The organism is Pseudarthrobacter sp. TRD_SC_9, assembly GCF_055361265.1.
Window position 1 is genome coordinate 756,683 of the sequence record NZ_CM143956.1, and the last position, 16,812, is coordinate 773,494.

Genomic DNA, 16,812 nt, shown 5'->3' on the forward strand with positions numbered 1-16,812 from the left:
AACTTTATGGACTTTCCGGGGTGGGCTGGCACCGCGGACAAAAATAGATATCCCGCTCCTCCTCGCCGCCTGGCTTTCCAAGGAGGGCATGCCTGATGGGCGTGCGGCAGCGCAGGCACGGCTGGTTCTCCCGGTGGTACACCCAATACCGTGCAGGTCGCCCTCCCCGTGCCAGCATGGTCCTGTCCCGGTAGGTTCCCGCCTGTGGCAGGACAGTGATGCGCCTCCCTGGCCCGAGGTTTGCTTCCAGAAGCAACTTGGCGTGCGCGAACAACGTCTTCAGGTCAGCAACGTCCCGTGCCGCTGTGGCGGGGTGGACGCCGGCAAGGAAGCACGCCTCGCAGCGGTAGATGTTGCCGATCCCGGCCAGGTTCCGCTGGTCCAGGATCGCAACCCCGATGGGGACCTCAGGGGCCGCGCGCACCCGCCGTTCAGCTTCCTCGGGATCCCAGTCGGGTCCCAACAGGTCCGGCCCCAGATGCCCGACGGCGGAACCCTCCTGATCCGTCCGGACCACTTCCAGCTCGCCCAGGGAGAATCCGACGGCGTCGGCAACGCTGGTGCGCAGGACGCACCGGGCCGTGAAGCCGGGTTTCCGCCAACGGCCGCCGGGTGGGTATACCTGCCAGTTTCCCTCCATCTTGAGGTGGGACCGGATGGTGAGCCGTTTGCCGTCTGGGCTCTTTACCCGCATCAGCAGGTGCTTGCCGCGGGGCACTACTTCCTCCATTGTCCAGCCGGCGAGGTTCAAGGTGGCGAACCGTGGCACCCGGAAGTCGGTGGCAGTAAGGGTTTGCCCGGCCAGGGCAGCATGGAGCTCGGCGCACGCCCGGAATACAGAATCCCCCTCAGGCACGGATCCGCAACCCCTTGGGCGTGGAGTACGCGCCTGCCGCCGCCAGTACAGAGGCAATTGGGGTGTCCAGAATGCCGTGCCCGTTGACCTTTTCCATGATCAGTTTGTCCACTGCCCCCCGTTTGACCACATTCACCAGCGCAGCGCCCGCAGCGGTGAGTACGTCCGGCTCTTCGGAGAAGGCGAGCAGCGTCTTGCCGCCACGTTCGACGTAAAGGACCAGCGCGCCGTCGACCATTACCACCAGCGCCCCCGCCTTCCGCCCCGGCCGGTGCCCCGTCCCGGCTTCCACCTGCATGGCCGGCCAGGGGAGGGCGGCGCCGTAAGGGTTGGCGGGGTCAGTGGCTGCCAGCGCCAGTGCGGAGGGCTGGGCTTTGGACATAGCGGCGTCCTCCGCGTAGGTGCGTAACCGGTCTACGGTGGCGGGCACGGCGAACTGGGCGGCGCCGAGGTGCTCTATGAAGTAACCGCGGCGGCATCGCCCGGCCTCTTCCAGGCGCGCCAGCACCTTGTACATCAGGCCGAAGCCGCCCAGGATCTGTTCGGCCATCACGGATCCACGGGTGACTACGCCATAGCGGTCGAGCAGGAGTTCAGCGGTGGCCCGCGCATGGATGGTGGGATCCAGTTCGGGCAGCGGCAGTGCTGACCAGCGGCCCGCCGCAGTTGGCGGGGTGGGCGCCGCGCCACCAGAGCTGTACCGTCCGCCGGCCAGTCCCGGCGAACCAAGCAGGCCGGTACCGTGCGAACGGCCCAACCGGCTGAGCCGGGGAGCCCTGGCGCGGGGCGCCTTGGCGGTCTGCCGGTGTGCGGTGTGTCCGGCGGCGATGAGGGCCCGGACTGGCGCGAAAGTGTCCCCGGTGATGCGTCCGGCCCAGGCGAGGTCCCACAGGGCGGACGTGACATCGGCGTCGCTCAATACTGCGTCCATTCCGCCGGCGACTTCCGTGAGCTGGCGGAAAAAGTAGCCGCCGCCGTTGTTCTGCAGGTGGTCCAGGATCCTTTGCGCGGCGTCGCCAGGTTCATATTCGGGCGATGGATTCAGCGTCAATTCGGCGGACTCGGCCAAGTGCAGGCTGACCCAGCCGTCGTTTCCCGGAAGCGCGCCGGCGCCCGACCATAGGACCTCGCCGCTGGCCATCAGCTCATCCAGCATGGCTGGCTGGTAGTTGGATACCCGGCTGGCCAGGATCAGCGGTTCCCACGCCGACGCCGGAACGGGGATGCCGGAAAGCTGGTCTACGGCAGTGAGCACACCATCCAGTCCGCGAAGTGCGGGTTGGCCCCTTTGGCCCTGTTGTCCACCCGTCTGAACGTGCTGCCAGGCCGGCAGGAACCGGCCGTATGCGACGCCATCAACCGGCTCCACCTCGGCGCGCAGGGCCGCCAGGGAACGTCGCCGCAGTTTGCGCAACACCTCGGCATCGCACCATTCGCTGGCCGGCGGTGCGGAAGGAGCCGGGGGAGGAAGCTCTGCGGAAGCGTCCCCCGCTTCCGTGGCCGTTGGGTGCGGTCGGAACTCTCCCTCCACGGTTCGGCCCTCGCCGGCCAACCGCTTGAGTGCGGCACTGACGACGGCGGCACCAAGCCCCAGCCTCGCCGCTGCCTCCCCAGCGGTGAAGGGGCCGTGGGTGCGGGCATAGCGGGAAACCAGGTCACCCAGCGGGTCATCCACCGGTTCGATGAAAGCCAGGGGCACACCCATGGGCAATGGCACCCCAATGGCGTCACGGAGCCGGGCGGCATCCTCCACTGCAGCGAAACGTTCCACGCCCCCGATGTTGACCTTGATGGCCCGGTTGGCGCGCTGCAGTGCCGTGAGATGGGCCGCGGCTTCTGGTGATCGAGCTTGTCGAGATCCCTCGGTTTCGACGGGCTCAACCACCGGGGTTTCGGTTTCGGCAGGCTCAGCCACCGGGGCTTCGGTTTCGACGGGCTCCAGCCTCGCCGCAACCTCCTCCGCCGTGAGCGGCCCCAGCAGCCGGAGCAGGTCCGCCACGCCTTCCAGCCCGCGGGCGCGGCGTCCCGGAGCGAGGCGCTGCAGCTCCGCCTCGGTGGCTTCGATGACCTTGGCGTCCAGCAGTTCGCGCAGCTCCACCCTGCCCAGGAGCTCGTTAAGAAGTGTTGAATCGAGGGCCAGGGCAGCGGCGCGGCGCTCGGCCAGCGGGGAATCGCCTTCGTACAGGAACTGCGCCACATAGCCGAACAGCAGGGACTTGGCGAAAGGCGAGGGCTGCTGCGTGGTGGTCTGGAGGATCCGCAGTTCGCGGCGCTCCACGGACGCGGCGATGTCCTTCAGTGCGGGGAGGTCGTACACGTCCTGCAGGCACTCGCGGACGGTTTCGAGCACAATCGGGAAACTTGGATACTTCCGGGCAACGTCCAGGAGTTGGGCGGACCGTTGGCGCTGCTGCCACAGCGGCTGCCGCTTGCCGGGAGTCTGGCGCGGCAGAAGCAGCGCGCGGGCAGCGCACTCACGGAACCGGGAGGCGAACAGCGCACTGCCGCCCACCTCCGCGGTGACAATTTCCTCAAGTTCGTCAGGCTCAAAGAGGAACAGTTCGGCGCCCGGTGGCTCGTCTTCCATCATGGGAACGCGGAGCACAATGCCGTCGTCGGCGGCCATTGCGGAACCGTCCATGCCGTAGCGCTGGTGGAGCCGCTGGCCCACCGCCAGGGCCCACGGCGCGTGGACCGGCATGCCGAACGGGCTGTGCAGGATGACGCGCCAGTCGCCAAGTTCGTCATGGAACCGTTCAACCACCAGGGTGGTGTCGCTGGGCACCACCTCGGTGGCCTCGCGCTGTTCACGCAGGTACTGGATCAGGTTCCCGGCGGCGAAGTCATCAAGGCCGCTGGCTTTGCAGCGTTCCATGGCCGGCCCGACGTCGGACGCTGACAGTTCGCGGACGAAAGCACCCAGCGCCCGGCCCAGGTCCACGGGCCTGCCCAGTGAATCGCCCTTCCAGAACGGCAGTTTCCCCGGTTGGCCGAAGGCGGGGGAGACCAGCACGCGGTCGTGAGTGATGTCTTCGATCTTCCAACTGGTGGCGCCCAGCGCAAAGACGTCTCCCACCCGGGATTCGTACACCATTTCCTCGTCCAGCTCGCCCACGCGGCGGCCGCCCTTGGCCGGGGAAGCTGCTGGTTTTCCGTCGGTTCCCGGGTTGGCTGAGCCTTCCTGCTCGGTGCCGATGATGTACACGCCGAACAGGCCGCGGTCCGGGATAGTGCCGCCGGAAGTGACGGCCAGGCGCTGAGCCCCGGGCCTGCCTTCGATGGTGCCGGCATTCCGGTCCCAGATGATGCGTGGCCGCAGCTCGGCGAATTCGTCCGAAGGGTAGCGGCCGGCAAGCAGGTCAAGCGTGGCCTCGTATGCGGAACGGGGCAGCGATGCGAACGGTGCAGAGCGGCGCACCGTGGCAAACCATTCCTCGACGTCGATACTTCCCAACGCGGTAGCCGCGACGGTCTGTTGGGCCAGGATGTCCAGCGGATTTGCCGGGATGGCGAGCCGTTCGATCTTGCCGTCCAGCATCCGCTCCACGGTGATGGCGGTGTGAACCAGGTCCGCGCGGTGCTTGGGGAACAACACACCTTGGGAAACTTCGCCCACCTGGTGGCCGGCGCGGCCCACCCGCTGCAGCCCGCTGGCCACCGAGGGCGGCGATTCGACCTGCACCACCAGGTCAACAGCTCCCATGTCGATGCCCAGCTCCAGGGATGAGGTGGCCACCACGCAGCGCAGCCGGCCGGACTTGAGGTCGTCCTCGATCAGAGCCCGCTGGTCCTTGGAGACGGAACCGTGGTGGGCCCGGGCCAGCACCGGATCGGCGCCCGAGGTGCTGCCGGCCTGGGCCATCATGTGGGCAGGCGTGCCGGTGGAGGAGGGAACGGTGGCAGCGGATTCGGCCGGAATATCCCAGCCGCCGCCAGCCGCGGCCACCAGCTGGCGTTCCGCGTAGATCTCGTTGAGCCGTGCTGTAAGCCGCTCTGCAAGGCGGCGGGAGTTGGCGAACACGATGGTGGACTGGTTGTCCAGCACCAGGTCCACGATCTTCTCCTCCACATGCGGCCAGATGGACGCTTGTGGCTGCAATCCCGACGCCGGCCCCGAATCGAAGGCGCCCGCGGCGCCCTGCAGATCTGACATGTCCTCCACAGGCACGGAGACAGTGAGGTCCCAGGTTTTGCGGGATGGCGGTGCGACTATTTCCACTGGCGCGCTGCCCGCCAGGAACTGGGCCACCAGTTCGCGCGGCTCCACAGTGGCGGACAGGCCGATGCGCTGGGCGGGCTTGGAGAGCAGTGCGTCCAGACGCTCCAGCGAGACTGCCAGGTGCGCGCCGCGCTTGGTGCCTGCAACGGCGTGGACCTCGTCCACAATGACGGTGTCCACCTCGCTGAGCGTTTCGCGCGCCCGGGACGTCAGCATCAGGAACAGCGACTCCGGGGTGGTGATCAGGATGTCAGGCGGGTTGGTCAGCAGTGCCCGCCGGTCCGACGCGGGGGTGTCGCCGGAGCGTACGCCGACCGTGATCAGCGGTGCCGGGAGGTCCAATCGCTTTGCTGTCTGCGTAATGCCGATCAGCGGGGCACGCAGGTTCCTTTCGACGTCGACACCCAGGGCCTTGAGCGGCGAAATGTAGAGGACGCGGGTCTTACGCTTCGGCGCGCGGATGCGGCCGCGAGGCTTGGATTCCCCCATGCCGGGAAGTTCCGGCGGCGGAGCGGGCGCCGAGACCAGGAGCCGGTCCAGGGCCCAGAGGAACGCGGCGAGGGTCTTACCGGAGCCGGTAGGCGCCACCACCAGGGCGTGCTGGCCGGAAGAGATAGCGTTCCAGGCCCCCTCCTGTGCAGGCGTGGGAACAGTGAAGGCGCCCAGGAACCACTCACGGGTGGGCCGGCTGAACCGGTCCATTCCTAGAAGCTCCTGACCCTGCATTTCTCCATCATGCCTCAAGCCACTGACATGGCCGTGCCGCCGAAACGGAGATGTCCAACGAACGCCGCCTGGTTGATCCCCAGCTCTGTCCGCGAAACCAAACCAGTGCGGCACATAAATCTGGCATGATGAGGAAAATCAGCGTTTTTTCATGGGTAGCTCACGCCGCCAGTCCAAATTCGCCGGTGCAAATGCTTCTCGTGCGCGTGCCGCTCATAGCCCATCTCAAACGCAGGAAAGCCCACCCCGGTCAAGGATGGGGCCTCTTTTTAGCAATCGAGCACGTAGATAATGTAGGTGTTTACGAGCGGTTCGCCGTCCAGTTGGCACCCGGCGTCAAGCAGGCGTGCTGCGTACGGATCATCCCCGAGTAAGCGGTAGGGGTCAGCCATGAGCGGGTGGTCGAGAGGGTAGACGGTCTGGGTGAACACGAATACCTGGCGGTCCAACAACGTGTCCGCCCGGAAGGTGTCTGCGGGTTCGTTCACGCCCCAGAAGGAGTTAGTCTCCGCGGGCCCGGTGACCAGCAGTGCGTCCTCGACACCGGCAAACTGGTCCGGGTAGGAGGTCAGCACTCCCCTGGACTGTGCCGCGGAGTAGATCGCCGCGGATGAAGGCACCTTTTCCTCGGCAACGAATCGCGCCATGGCCGCGTAGTTGTCCCGCTTCGAGCCCTCCATCTTCTGGCTCACGAGGATCGGCGTGGCGACCAAGACGAAGGCCGTAAGGACGGCCAGCCCGGCGCGTTTCGGCATGGATGCCAGCGCAACACCGAACCAGAGACACAAGCCCGGGGCTGTGAAAGTCAGATACCGCTCCACGTAGAGCGGCTTCCCGAGAAGGGTGACCCCGGCCAGGACCAGTGTGGGCCCGGCGACCCACAGGATGAGTGTCCACGTCTCACGGGTGGGCTCTCGGCGGATCGCGAACCATGCCAACGCAGCCGCTGTCACCAGGGCGAGCAGGAGGACGACGAGTGCGAGTCCGCTCCCGTCAGCTTCGTTGGGGCGCTGGCCAAAGAAATACTGTCCTACAAGGACGCTGCGAGCTAGCTCCCACGGATCATCCTGAATCCAAGACACCTGCCCTGCCTGCCCGGCGCTCCACCACAGAACAGGGATTGAGGCGATCGCCGCGGCAATCGTAGACCAAAGCCACGCCCGCAGCCGCAACCTCGACCACGCCATTAGCACAGCGGGGATAACGAGTAACGCCGAGAACACGAACACCCACACCGAGAGCGCAAGAACCAGCCCATAAGCCACCCACCAGCCTGCAGCGTTCTTCCGGGTCGCCACCTCAAGCAGCAACAGCACGGCTACCGCGAGGAGCGCGGTAAAGGAGAAGGACCGAAGCTCGGTGCTGGTCCATGCGAGGCCGGGCAGGAACAGTGCGACGATGCCCGCGTAGGTACCAGCTTTCGGCCCTGCCAGCCGGTCACCAAGGATTACAACCCCGGAGACGGTCAGCGCTACCGCGAGAACGGAGGGCATACGGGAAGGGAACGGGCTCGTGCCCGCCACCGCCATGAAGGCGCCCTGCACGGCGTAGTAGACGCCGTGTACCGCATCCGTGTCAGCAAGAACCCTGAGCATGTCAGGGAGCGGCCGTGATGCCACCGTGAGGGTAGCCGCTTCATCAGCCCAGTAAGACGGGTACCGCGCCGTGAGCGCGCCCACAAGCAACTGCACCGCCCCCAACAGCGCGGCGACAAGGAGGGTTGCGGGGCGCCCCGTTTTGGCAGCAGCGTCCCTCCGCTCTGTCCCTAACGCACCAATAGTCACCTGCGCGATGTTACCCGAGGCGTTCGACCAGCAGGCGTCGTGCTTCCCTCATAGGCGGACGGGCGGCGGCCAGCCAAGACAGGAACCGCCGAATGAACTGGGTTACCGCGGGCAGCGCCATGACACGGGTGAAGCCAGCAGTGACACCGGGCTCGGGAAACGGTCGCACCTCACCCTTTGCTGGAGTCCGACATCTTCGCCAAGGGATTGGTGGCCGGCCCTTCCAGGTTCTCGCCCTCAGGCGTGAAGCGCGAACCGTGCAGCGGGCAGTCCCAGGTCTTCTCCGAGTCGTTCCAGTGCAGGATGCCGCCCAGGTGCGTGCACCTGCCGCTGACGGCGCAGGTTTTACCGTTCACCGTGGAGGTCGCCACCGGGCGCATCCCGGAACGGGTGACGACGCCGGTGCCCTCCTCAGGTGCCCCGTCCGGCGTCGGACGTTTCAGGAGCTTCGCCCAGTCCTTGGCGAGTGTCGCTCCGACTTCAGCATTAAGCCCGACGGCGGACGCGGCCGCCGGTGGGGCGGTGATCCGGCGATGGATGGTATCCGCCCAGGGGATCTGGCCGCCGAGGATATCGGCGGAGATACCCAACGAGGCGCCCACCGCATTCGTCATCCCCCACTTGTTGTAGGCGGTGGCGAAGTAGATGTCCCCGCGGCCGCGGGGGAGCCTGCCGAAGAACGGCATCAGGTTGACGGCCTGGTAATCCTGGGCAGACCACGTGTGGGTGGGGCGGGCGCCGGGGAAGTGCGCCTGCGCCCAGTTCAGCAGATCGTCCAGGTGCGCCTGCTCGGAATCTGCCTTGCCCACAGGGTGGCCGCTGCCGCCCACCAGCAGCAGCGGCTTGGCACCCCCCGCGCTGCCACCCGCGCCGGCGCCGTCATCCGAGGCAATAATTCCGTCCGCCGGGTAGTCGCGCAAGGACCGGGTGGGCTGTTCGACGGAGAGGTACATGCCCTCCGGCGCCTGCATTGTTCCCGGCATCTCCAGGGCCGCCGCGTAGGAGCGTTGCGGCTTGAGCTTGGCAAAGTACAGGCCCCGGTCCAGGATGGGCGTGCCGGTCGCGAGTACTACGCTCGTCGCCCGGACCTTGCCGCGGCTTGTCTCCACTGTTGCCGGTCCTGAGCCCTTGACGCCTGTGACCCTGACGTTGCTTACGATTGTTCCGCCGTGGGCCTTCACGTCCTTAAGAAGGGTCTCGATGACGTCCAACGGATTGATCTGGGCCTGCTCCGCCAGTGCGATGGCGCCTGAGATGTGGAACGGCAGTCCGGCAGTCCGGACGTAGTCGACATCCAAGCCCACCGAGGTGGCGGCAGCGAACTCCATCCGCAGCTTCTCCGCGCCTTCGGAGGTGGTGGCGTAGGTGTAGGCCGTGCGGCGCTGGTAAGGCAGGTTGTTCGAATCAAGGTAGCGGAGCAGCCAGCTTTGGCCTTCGCGGTTCATCTCCACGTAGGCATTCACCACTCGCGGCGAGTACTGGCGGCCCAGTTGTGAGAGCACGGTGTCCTGGAGCAGCGTCACCTTGGCGGTGGTGTTGCCGGTGGTCACGGCTGCGGGCTGCCGGGCTTCGAGGACCAGCACGTTCTGGCCGGAGCGGGCCAGCAGCAAGGCCGTCACCAGGCCGGTCAGTCCGGCGCCGGCTACAACGGTGTCGTACATGTTCCCTGGGACAAATGCATCACTGGAAAATTCGGTCTTCCGGTCAAGCCACAGCGAGGTCATGGTGCAGTCCGTTCCGGGTCATTGCCCTTGTCCACTAATACCCATCGATTCAACAGCAGATTTAGTAAGTCTACTTATGAAGCGATGGGTATCAAGGGAGGATCGAAGAACTGCTAGCCCATCGGTTGAAAAGATTCGATGGTCAGCAGGCCGATTCCCGCGTTACTGCAGGCGCGTGTTGGCTGGGGAATGAACAGTGAACCGAAGTCTTCCGGCGGGTAGATCCGGTAGCCCGCCGCATCAGTCATAGTGCAGTCCGGGTAGTTGCCGGCCTGCACGTACCTCAGCACCGCCCCGCCCGATTCGCCCGGGGCCAGCAGCAGTTCCACCGGCTGCTTGGATTCTTCCCGTGCAGCCGGGTCGCCGATGGGCTCGCCTTCCGGTCCGGCGGTCAGGGACACGCCCGGATAGCCCATTAGCATGCAGGTCTCCGCTCCGCTGTTGGTGAGCAGCAGGGTCATGTAGACGCTGCCCGCCGCGCCGCCGCCGCCGCTGGCGTCGGTGGACGCGGTCAGGGTTTCGGTGGTGCACCTCTTCGCACCGGGGGTGGAGGGCGGGGACGGCTGTGCGCTCGGCGAAGTGCTGGGGCTGGAAGGGGAGATCGACGACGTCGGGGCGGCCGACGTCGTCCGTGTTTCCTGCGTCTGTGGCTGGCTTGGGCCGCAGCCGGCCAGGAGAAGGGCGCCTGCCGCGGCCGCCGTCGTCAGGAGAATACCGTGGGTGAATCGCTGAGACCTCATCGCTCCACCTTTTCGGTACGGCAGCGGCGAGTCAACGGCGGCGCGGCTTTGGGCCGGTTTTGATGCCCGGATCGTAATGCTCCGGGCATCAAGTCCCTGTTTCCCCAGCTCAGGTATCAGTTGCCGGCTGTTGTGCCCTGCTTGGGGGAGCGTCCGCTGCGGGCCAGCGCCACGCCGCCCAAGGCCAGGCCGCCGAGTCCCGCCACCAGCCCTCCCCAACTGCGGACGTTCGCTCCGGCGTCCTCAGTTGTGCTTGCCGAGGCGGGCTCTGCTTTTTGGTCCGCGCCGTGCCCGTCGGCTCCCTCGGCCGCTGCCTCCGTAACGGTCAGTGATGGTGCCGGAGCCTCGAGATCGTGCGGATCCTGGCCCGCCGCGGGGATCTCCGCCCAATGCGTCTGCCCGGTCTCACAGGTCTGGAGGGTGGGGAAGAAGAGCGTGGTGCCGGCAATATCCGGGAGCTTGGCGGAGAGGGCCAGAGTGTCCCGCAGGCCATCGGCCACGGGTTCCTTGGCCGTGTAGACGATCTGGCTGGTGCGCCTGGTGATGCTGCTGCCGTCTGCGAGGGTGCGGGGTTCGGCCAGGGTTTCGGTGACCTTTTCCACGGTCCAGTTCGGGTTCACGGTGGGCGTTGCGGCGTTGAGTTCCTGCGGCAGCGTGATGGTGATCTTGCTGGTGGCGGCACCCTCACAACCGTGTGAGAAGGCGAAGTTGAGGACTGCGTAGCCGTTGGCGCCGGTTTTGTCCGGGGTGACGGTTACGTGCGCAGCTGCCGGGCCGATGCCCGTGAGCAGGAGCGCGGCTGTGCCGCCGGCCACGGCGGTTGCGGAGATGGCGCGACGGATGGTGGAGCTGTTCATGGTGTGCCTTTCGCGCACCCCGGAATGGTCACGGCGTGCGGCAAATAATGCCCCGTTGCGGGGCGGGATTTTTGAGTGGGGTCAGGAAAATACGACGGCGGAAGGCGGGCCGCGTCGGCTGTCTTGCCTCAGGTTCCGCCAAGGGCGGTGGGTGTTCGACGGCGGCGGGCTGGCTGCCGCCGGTGAGTGACCGGCGTCGAAAGCTACAGCTTCAGGGAGGTTGACCAGCGGACGCAACCACGCGGCCAGAGCCCAGAAGGCGGCCTCACCGCGGGACAGGAGCGCGGCGCAGGCCAGTGTTGCCGCGGTGTGCGCCAGGACCATGCCGATGCCGGCGAAGCCGTGGTCCTGTTCCGCCGTGATTTGCCCCCCAACGGCGATGGCGGCCAACACTTCACCGTGCTCCTGGCTGCTGTGGCCGGCATGGCTGCCCGGAAGTTTCTGGCTGGCAACGGGGGCGGCGCTCAGTGCGGTCAGCGCCTCGTGGAGGAGCAGTTGCCCGGTGCCCAGCACGGCAAGCATGGCGGGGGCGTTCAATCTGAAGCGGGTGGCGGTGGTGGACGCCAGTCCCGTAAGCGTCACGATCGCCAGCAGGATGGGCAGCGCCGGAAGGGCGCCGCCACCGATGACGTGCGCACCAGCAGCCAGTCCGACGACGGCACTGGCCACCATGCCTGCGCGCAACGCGTGGAAGGGGACCTTGCGGCTCAGGGCCTGGTGCGGTGGAACCGTGGCACTGCTGTGGTGCACGGGTTCCTCCTGGTTGCTGGGCCGGCGGTTGCTCTAGATTCTACTGGGATTCGGGGCAGCCCCCTTAAAGGATTGGCCGCTGGCCTGGACTCCGCTTGCGGAATGCGTCACTTATGGGCACGCCGACGGCAGAGGTCCGAGAACCTGCTGGGTGGGCACTCGCTCCGTGCCGCAAAAGTTACGCCGTTTAGTCCTGTACCGGGCAGTGCGGACGGAACTAGACTGCTGGCATCAGCCGCCGCCATTGCCTCAGGAGGGCACCATGACTTATGCAGGGACCGGCAATGAAAAGGCAACGTCAGTCGGTGCAATTAACCGAACCCATGTAGGCCAGACCGTCAGTTTCGAGACTGATGACGAAGTCCAGGTGTTTGGAAGGATCGCGGCCATCGCCCGCCGCGGAGGGACCACCACCATCGCGCTGGAGGGGGCCTCGGACCAGGGCGACCTGAAGTCCGCTTACACCCTTTCCACCAGCCAGACCATCTACCTTCAGCCGGACGTGCTGACCAACACCGAGTCCACCATCAAGGACCTGTTCGGAAAGGTCCAGGAAAACCTGCGTGGGCATAAAGGGGATCAGGGTGGCAGCGGCGGGACCGGCACCAGGATGGGGTCCGGCACCGACCCGATGTAGGGCTGCATCCGCCGTGTTGCCGGCGGAATTGCTCCACTTTGGGTCGTCCCCGCTGTGCAAACCCGCGGATTGGCAGGAAAGGATGCGGGATGTTCAACTTCCTCACGAAGTGGCGGGGCGAACTTAAACGGACCTTTACGGGCACGCCGGACGCGGTTCCGGAATGGGTGAGCAGGCTCGCCGAGGGAGACGATGCCGGCTATCACCTGCCTGGTTCGGCCGTTTGGACAGTGCATGGGGGAATGCCGACGATCGTAGCCGGAATTCGGGCGCTTCTGATGCAGGCGTTGCATCCAGGAGCGCTCGCCGGCGTGCACGACCACTCCCGTTTCCGCGAAGACCCGTTAGGCCGGCTCGCCGGGACCATCCGGTGGGTCTTCACTGTCAGCTACGGTTCCACTGCGGCCGCCCGTGAAGCCTCTGACTGGGTCCTCCGGCTGCATGAACGCGTGCGCGGAACATATGTGGATGGCGCGGGCCGTTCCCAAAGCTATTCAGCGAACGATCCCGAGCTCCTCCGCTGGGTCCACATAGCTTTCACGGACGCTTTCCTCGCTGCCCACAAGCTCTGGGGCGGTCCCATTCCCGGAGGGCCGGATGCCTACGTGCGCGAATGGGCGCAGGCGGGGTTACTGATGGGAGTGCCCTCGCCGCCGCTCACCGAGGAGGAGATGCGCCGGCAGCTGGACCGATGGTACGACGACGGCGAGCTGGTTTCCGACGAGCGGGTTGCGGAAACCGTCGCTTTTATTAAGGATCCGCCCATCCATCCGGCCTTCAAACCCGGCTACAGGGTGCTCTTCGCAGCCGCCGTGACCAGCCTGGAGCCGAAGTACCGGGAGCTGCTGGGCTTAAAAACGGCGCGGGTCGGTCCCATTCCACTTCCCGTGAAATTGGCAACGAGGGTGACGCTAAGCCTCGTACACCTGGCCTTGGGACGCGATGCTCCAAGCCAGCAGGCTGCCCTGAAACGGCTGCGCCGGTTGGCGGCCGATGTGCAACGGACGCCTGAGGGCCCCGGAAGTCCGGGTGTGTAACAGAGGGCATGCTGTCCGGTTGCCGCCGTCGAAACCTCAGGTCAGCGCTTTAGGCGGTCTCTTCGCCCTTGTCGTCAATTTCCTCGACCCATTCCGGCGGCTCGTCAAGGCCCTTCTCCTCGTCCTTGTCAGCATCCTCAGGTGTCTCCTGGACGATGCCCTGGGCATGATGGGTGGGCGCGTAGATTGTGTAGAGGCGGAGTGCTTCGTCTCCGGTGTTCTCGACGTCGTGCCAGGTGCCTGCCGGCACCTGAATGCTCCAACCGTCCGTGACGTCTTTCTGGAACGGGAGATCGTCCTTCGAAGGCCCCATCTTCACGCGGCCCTTCCCGGCATCGATGCGCAGGAACTGGTCGGTCCCGTGATGCACTTCAAGGCCAATCGCAGCGCCGGGTTCGATGGACATGAGCGTCACCTGCAGGTGCTTGCCCGTCCAGGCCACGCGGCGGTAGGCGGCATTTTCCGTCGTGGCGCTTTCGATGTTGAAGGCGTTCGGCTGTGGTCCGTTATCGGTGATGTCCATGCTCGCATTCTGTACCATTCCCAATAGTTCGCCAAGGCCGGAAACAGCTGATTGCTGCTGTCCGCATCGTTGCCAACCCAGCCAGTAGCCGGGTTGGGGGAGCGGGGCCTGTAGTGACGGGAGTAGGGTGGAAGTTGGACGAAAGGAGCACTTCATGAAGAAAATCCTCATGGTACTGACCAGCGTTTCCGAGATTGGCAATACGGGAAAGAAGACCGGCTACAACGTGGCCGAGGCTGCACATCCCTGGAAGGTCTTCAAGGATTCCGGGCATTTCGTCGACTTTGCGTCCATTAAGGGCGGCCAGCCACCGCGCGATGAAGTGGACACATCAGACCCCATCCAGGTGGCCTTCACGGAGGACGAGACTACCCGCGCCGGCCTCTTCAACACTGCCCGGGTCGACGTCGTTGATCCCGACCAGTATGACGCCGTCTACCTCGTAGGCGGCCACGGCACCATGTGGGACTTCCCGGACAGCGAAGGCCTGCAGAACCTCGTGGCCAGCGTGTACAACGCCGGCGGCCTCGTTGGCGCGGTCTGCCATGGCCCGGCGGGTCTGTTGAACGTGGAATTGGACAACGGGTTCCGCCTCGTTGAAGGCCGGAAGGTGGCCGCCTTCACCAACGACGAAGAGGTTGCCGCAGGGAAGGACAAGGTCATCCCGTTCTTCCTGGCAGACCGACTTGAGGAACAGGGCGCCACCCACGTCTCCGCCGAAGTTTTTGAGGAGAAGGTGGTGGTTGACGAGCGGCTGGTGACCGGCCAGAACCCGGCCTCAGCCGCAGGCGTCGCCAAGGAAATGGAGAAGCTTTTCGCCGAGGTTATCCACCAGGAAAAAGCGGAAGAACAGCACGACACAGAGGTGCTGCGCGCCGAGAAGGACGCCGAAAAGAACGCCAAGAAGGCGGCCGCAGAAGCGGAGCACTAACCCCACAACGAACGGAAACTGACGGCCATCCCGACGACGGGGTGGCCGTCTTTTTTGCACGACGCCGGTGATGGTGAGCCGCCTGGCATGAGGAACGTCAGCCGATGGAGCTTTCCCGCGACGTGATGCCGAAACTCGGAGATTGAAGCTCGGTGAAGTTCCCGACACTGGCCCGCACGGTGCACTGGGGCGTGATCTGCAGGGCTGTTACAGTCAGTCCCGAGCTGTCCACGGCCAGTGCCCCGCCACAGCCGTCAGAGAACCGTATCCCCTTTTCGCCGCCGGCTACTGCTTCGAGCATTTGCGACGGTTTGCCCGGGCAAACGCGTATCGATAAAGCGGTTCCTCCGGTGTGGCCAGGGGGAAAGCGTGCCCCGCTTGACACAGGATTTGCCGTACAGTTCCCCCAGGTACCGTCATATACAGGGGTGAAGTGGCGAACCAGGGAGGATTGTATATGGGTGGCACAGAACAGATTCTGGTTGAGCAGCCTTGGACACTCTCGAACGTCAATGTCACCGATTCATGGAGTTTGAAATGACCTCATCTTTGGAGCAGATCACGGCAGAACTTGCCACGGTTTTTAGGAGCTTCTCCTATGAGCCAGAGGCGGGATTTTTTGAAGGCATGTTGTCGGCTCTCCGTGCGTCCAGTAGTTTCCCAGGGGGGCAAAAGGAAGTCGCCAGAGGCATCCTTTCGGCATATCGCGGCACGGGCAGCTTAAATGACGTAGTGGTCATGGTTGACGGAAAAGCGGATGTCGAGGTGAATGACCGTGTCGCAAAGTTGCTGAGGGAACTGCGGGCAGCGGCAATAGAAGTCGCCACCGGCGGCAGCGCTTGAACGGGTCGCCCGTTATCCAGTGAACCGAGGCGTATCTGGACTACATTCAGATGTTCGGCGATTCGCAAGGCGGGCCGTACCACGCTGGAATCTTATGTGTCTATCTCCGGAGGCGGCAACCACGGGGCTCACTACTTCTAGGCATCTGAACGACGAGACAGTTCTATACCGAGGCGGAGAAGCTGGAAAGCTATGGTGCCGTTGGCGGTCCAAAGGAAGCGCGGACCAGTGTCGATCAAGTCAGAAACCACAAGGCTGTTTTGCTTGGGTGGCCTGATGGCGCCATGAGTCCGGGACGGTATGCATTTCGATTCAGTGAAATTTTTTTGAGGCGCCTCATTATGGCGCGTCGTTTGGTAGGTCGGTGAAGCGGTTCTTTGCGAAGTATGCCAAGTTCGCGGGTCGCGCCTCGCGGAGTGAGTTCTGGTGGAGCCAGCTTTTTGTTTTTCTGGTGATGGTGGTGCCGTATGTCGCGATGACGGCCGGGATCGTGGCCAGTACTGTCTGGGCTCAGCAGAACCCTGTCGTACAGTCCATGGGTTTCGATCCGGCCACGGGGCAGGAAGTTTTCTATGAAGGCCCTCCCGGGATCGTGAACGCGCCTACTGGCGGTCTGATGGTGGTTGGTTTCATTCTTGTCGTCGTTCTGGGGTTGGCGCTGTTGGTGCCTCAGCTGTCGTTGCTCTGACGGCGCCTGCATGATGCAAATCTGGCAGGTCCGTTTGCGTTCTTTGGGCTTGTTCCCTTTGTTGGCGGTCTGGTTGTTTACATTCTGGCGTTGATGCCGTCCAAGGCGGAAGGACACCGCTTCGATCCTCGATGACACGCTGCAGCACATGCTGAAGGTTGCATCGACGAACGCTCGGTGCAACCTTCAGGCAGTTAACAACCTGTGCGCGGTTCCCGGCATGAACTGCGGAGACGATTGCTGGGACCGGCCGGCGGTGTCGCCGTCGGGTGGGATGGCGATTTCATCAAAGACGGGTGGCAGGCGTATACGGCACGGGGTGCTGGGTTGAGGCGCAACAACCGCAGGCAGTCCACGCTTCGCCAAGTGGTCCCCAGGGCTGCCACGTGGCTGTCGCCATCCGTTCATCTTGCCTCCATCTTCGGACCGTATACAGGCAAGGACGCCACCGACTTTCGACCCGGGAGAAACATGCCTCCGTCCAGTTCGTTCCCTCG

General features: G+C 65.0%; 13 protein-coding genes and 1 pseudogene. 5 read left to right on the forward strand and 9 right to left on the reverse strand.

Going from position 1 to position 16,812, the window contains the following annotated elements; genetic code table 11:
- Positions 1 to 4: 4 nt before the first annotated feature.
- The 7 genes from ACWA13_RS03635 to ACWA13_RS03665 form a co-directional block, all read right to left on the reverse strand.
- Positions 5 to 856 carry an Fpg/Nei family DNA glycosylase gene (locus ACWA13_RS03635; protein ID WP_463936818.1) on the reverse strand — a complete coding sequence of 284 codons (852 nt, stop codon included), beginning with the start codon at positions 854 to 856 and terminating at the stop codon, positions 5 to 7.
- Positions 849 to 5,801 carry a DNA glycosylase AlkZ-like family protein gene (locus tag ACWA13_RS03640; RefSeq protein ID WP_463936819.1) on the reverse strand — a complete coding sequence of 1,651 codons (4,953 nt, stop codon included), beginning with the start codon at positions 5,799 to 5,801 and terminating at the stop codon, positions 849 to 851. The genes ACWA13_RS03635 and ACWA13_RS03640 overlap by 8 nt, the downstream gene beginning before the upstream one ends.
- A gap of 269 nt (positions 5,802 to 6,070) precedes the next feature.
- The gene (locus tag ACWA13_RS03645; RefSeq protein WP_463936820.1) at positions 6,071 to 7,585 is read right to left on the reverse strand and encodes a glycosyltransferase family 39 protein; all 1,515 of its coding nucleotides are present in this window, start codon (positions 7,583 to 7,585) and stop codon (positions 6,071 to 6,073) included.
- Positions 7,586 to 7,755: 170 nt separating this feature from the next.
- On the reverse strand, positions 7,756 to 9,309 hold the full coding sequence (locus tag ACWA13_RS03650; RefSeq protein WP_463936821.1) for an FAD-dependent oxidoreductase: 1,554 nt from the start codon (positions 9,307 to 9,309) through the stop codon (positions 7,756 to 7,758).
- Between the two features lie 113 nt (positions 9,310 to 9,422).
- Positions 9,423 to 10,049 (reverse strand): DUF4232 domain-containing protein, encoded by a 627-nt coding sequence (locus ACWA13_RS03655; protein WP_463936822.1) that lies wholly within the window; start codon positions 10,047 to 10,049, stop codon positions 9,423 to 9,425.
- A 116-nt stretch (positions 10,050 to 10,165) separates the two neighbouring features.
- Positions 10,166 to 10,906: a YcnI family copper-binding membrane protein gene (locus tag ACWA13_RS03660; protein ID WP_463936823.1), complete on the reverse strand. Its 741-nt coding sequence runs from the start codon at positions 10,904 to 10,906 to the stop codon at positions 10,166 to 10,168.
- An 81-nt stretch (positions 10,907 to 10,987) separates the two neighbouring features.
- The gene (locus ACWA13_RS03665; protein ID WP_463936824.1) at positions 10,988 to 11,656 is read right to left on the reverse strand and encodes a hypothetical protein; all 669 of its coding nucleotides are present in this window, start codon (positions 11,654 to 11,656) and stop codon (positions 10,988 to 10,990) included.
- A 262-nt stretch (positions 11,657 to 11,918) separates the two neighbouring features.
- Between ACWA13_RS03665 and ACWA13_RS03670 the strand changes: the two genes are divergently transcribed.
- Positions 11,919 to 12,293 carry a hypothetical protein gene (locus ACWA13_RS03670; protein WP_463936825.1) on the forward strand — a complete coding sequence of 125 codons (375 nt, stop codon included), beginning with the start codon at positions 11,919 to 11,921 and terminating at the stop codon, positions 12,291 to 12,293.
- 89 nt (positions 12,294 to 12,382) lie between these two features.
- Positions 12,383 to 13,330, forward strand: a complete 948-nt coding sequence (locus ACWA13_RS03675; RefSeq protein WP_463936826.1) for an oxygenase MpaB family protein — start codon at positions 12,383 to 12,385, stop codon at positions 13,328 to 13,330.
- Positions 13,331 to 13,379: 49 nt separating this feature from the next.
- Here ACWA13_RS03675 and ACWA13_RS03680 read toward each other — a convergent pair whose 3' ends face one another.
- Positions 13,380 to 13,853, reverse strand: coding sequence for a cupin domain-containing protein (locus tag ACWA13_RS03680; RefSeq protein WP_463936827.1), 474 nt, complete (start codon positions 13,851 to 13,853; stop codon positions 13,380 to 13,382).
- 154 nt (positions 13,854 to 14,007) lie between these two features.
- Between ACWA13_RS03680 and ACWA13_RS03685 the strand changes: the two genes are divergently transcribed.
- A complete protein-coding gene (locus ACWA13_RS03685; RefSeq protein WP_463936828.1) occupies positions 14,008 to 14,784 on the forward strand; it encodes a type 1 glutamine amidotransferase domain-containing protein in 777 nt (258 codons plus the stop codon).
- Between the two features lie 97 nt (positions 14,785 to 14,881).
- On the opposite strand, the gene ACWA13_RS03690 is transcribed toward ACWA13_RS03685, so the two are convergent.
- Complete coding sequence (locus ACWA13_RS03690; protein WP_463936829.1) at positions 14,882 to 15,085, reverse strand: hypothetical protein; 204 nt, start codon at positions 15,083 to 15,085, stop codon at positions 14,882 to 14,884.
- A 236-nt stretch (positions 15,086 to 15,321) separates the two neighbouring features.
- On the opposite strand from ACWA13_RS03690, the gene ACWA13_RS03695 reads away from it, so the two are divergent.
- Positions 15,322 to 15,627, forward strand: a complete 306-nt coding sequence (locus tag ACWA13_RS03695; protein WP_463936830.1) for a hypothetical protein — start codon at positions 15,322 to 15,324, stop codon at positions 15,625 to 15,627.
- A gap of 364 nt (positions 15,628 to 15,991) precedes the next feature.
- Positions 15,992 to 16,450 (forward strand): annotated as a pseudogene (locus ACWA13_RS03700) (DUF805 domain-containing protein).
- The last annotated feature ends 362 nt before the right edge of the window (positions 16,451 to 16,812 follow it).

Coding starts and splice junctions, on each gene's coding strand:
- ACWA13_RS03660 (WP_463936823.1), bottom strand. CDS start 10,906: ATGAACAGCTCCACCATCCGTCGCGCCATCTCCGCAACCGCCGTGGCC.
- ACWA13_RS03650 (WP_463936821.1), bottom strand. CDS start 9,309: ATGACCTCGCTGTGGCTTGACCGGAAGACCGAATTTTCCAGTGATGCA.
- ACWA13_RS03670 (WP_463936825.1), top strand. CDS start 11,919: ATGACTTATGCAGGGACCGGCAATGAAAAGGCAACGTCAGTCGGTGCA.
- ACWA13_RS03685 (WP_463936828.1), top strand. CDS start 14,008: ATGAAGAAAATCCTCATGGTACTGACCAGCGTTTCCGAGATTGGCAAT.
- ACWA13_RS03690 (WP_463936829.1), bottom strand. CDS start 15,085: ATGCTCGAAGCAGTAGCCGGCGGCGAAAAGGGGATACGGTTCTCTGAC.
- ACWA13_RS03640 (WP_463936819.1), bottom strand. CDS start 5,801: ATGCAGGGTCAGGAGCTTCTAGGAATGGACCGGTTCAGCCGGCCCACC.
- ACWA13_RS03675 (WP_463936826.1), top strand. CDS start 12,383: ATGTTCAACTTCCTCACGAAGTGGCGGGGCGAACTTAAACGGACCTTT.
- ACWA13_RS03680 (WP_463936827.1), bottom strand. CDS start 13,853: ATGGACATCACCGATAACGGACCACAGCCGAACGCCTTCAACATCGAA.
- ACWA13_RS03655 (WP_463936822.1), bottom strand. CDS start 10,049: ATGAGGTCTCAGCGATTCACCCACGGTATTCTCCTGACGACGGCGGCC.
- ACWA13_RS03695 (WP_463936830.1), top strand. CDS start 15,322: ATGACCTCATCTTTGGAGCAGATCACGGCAGAACTTGCCACGGTTTTT.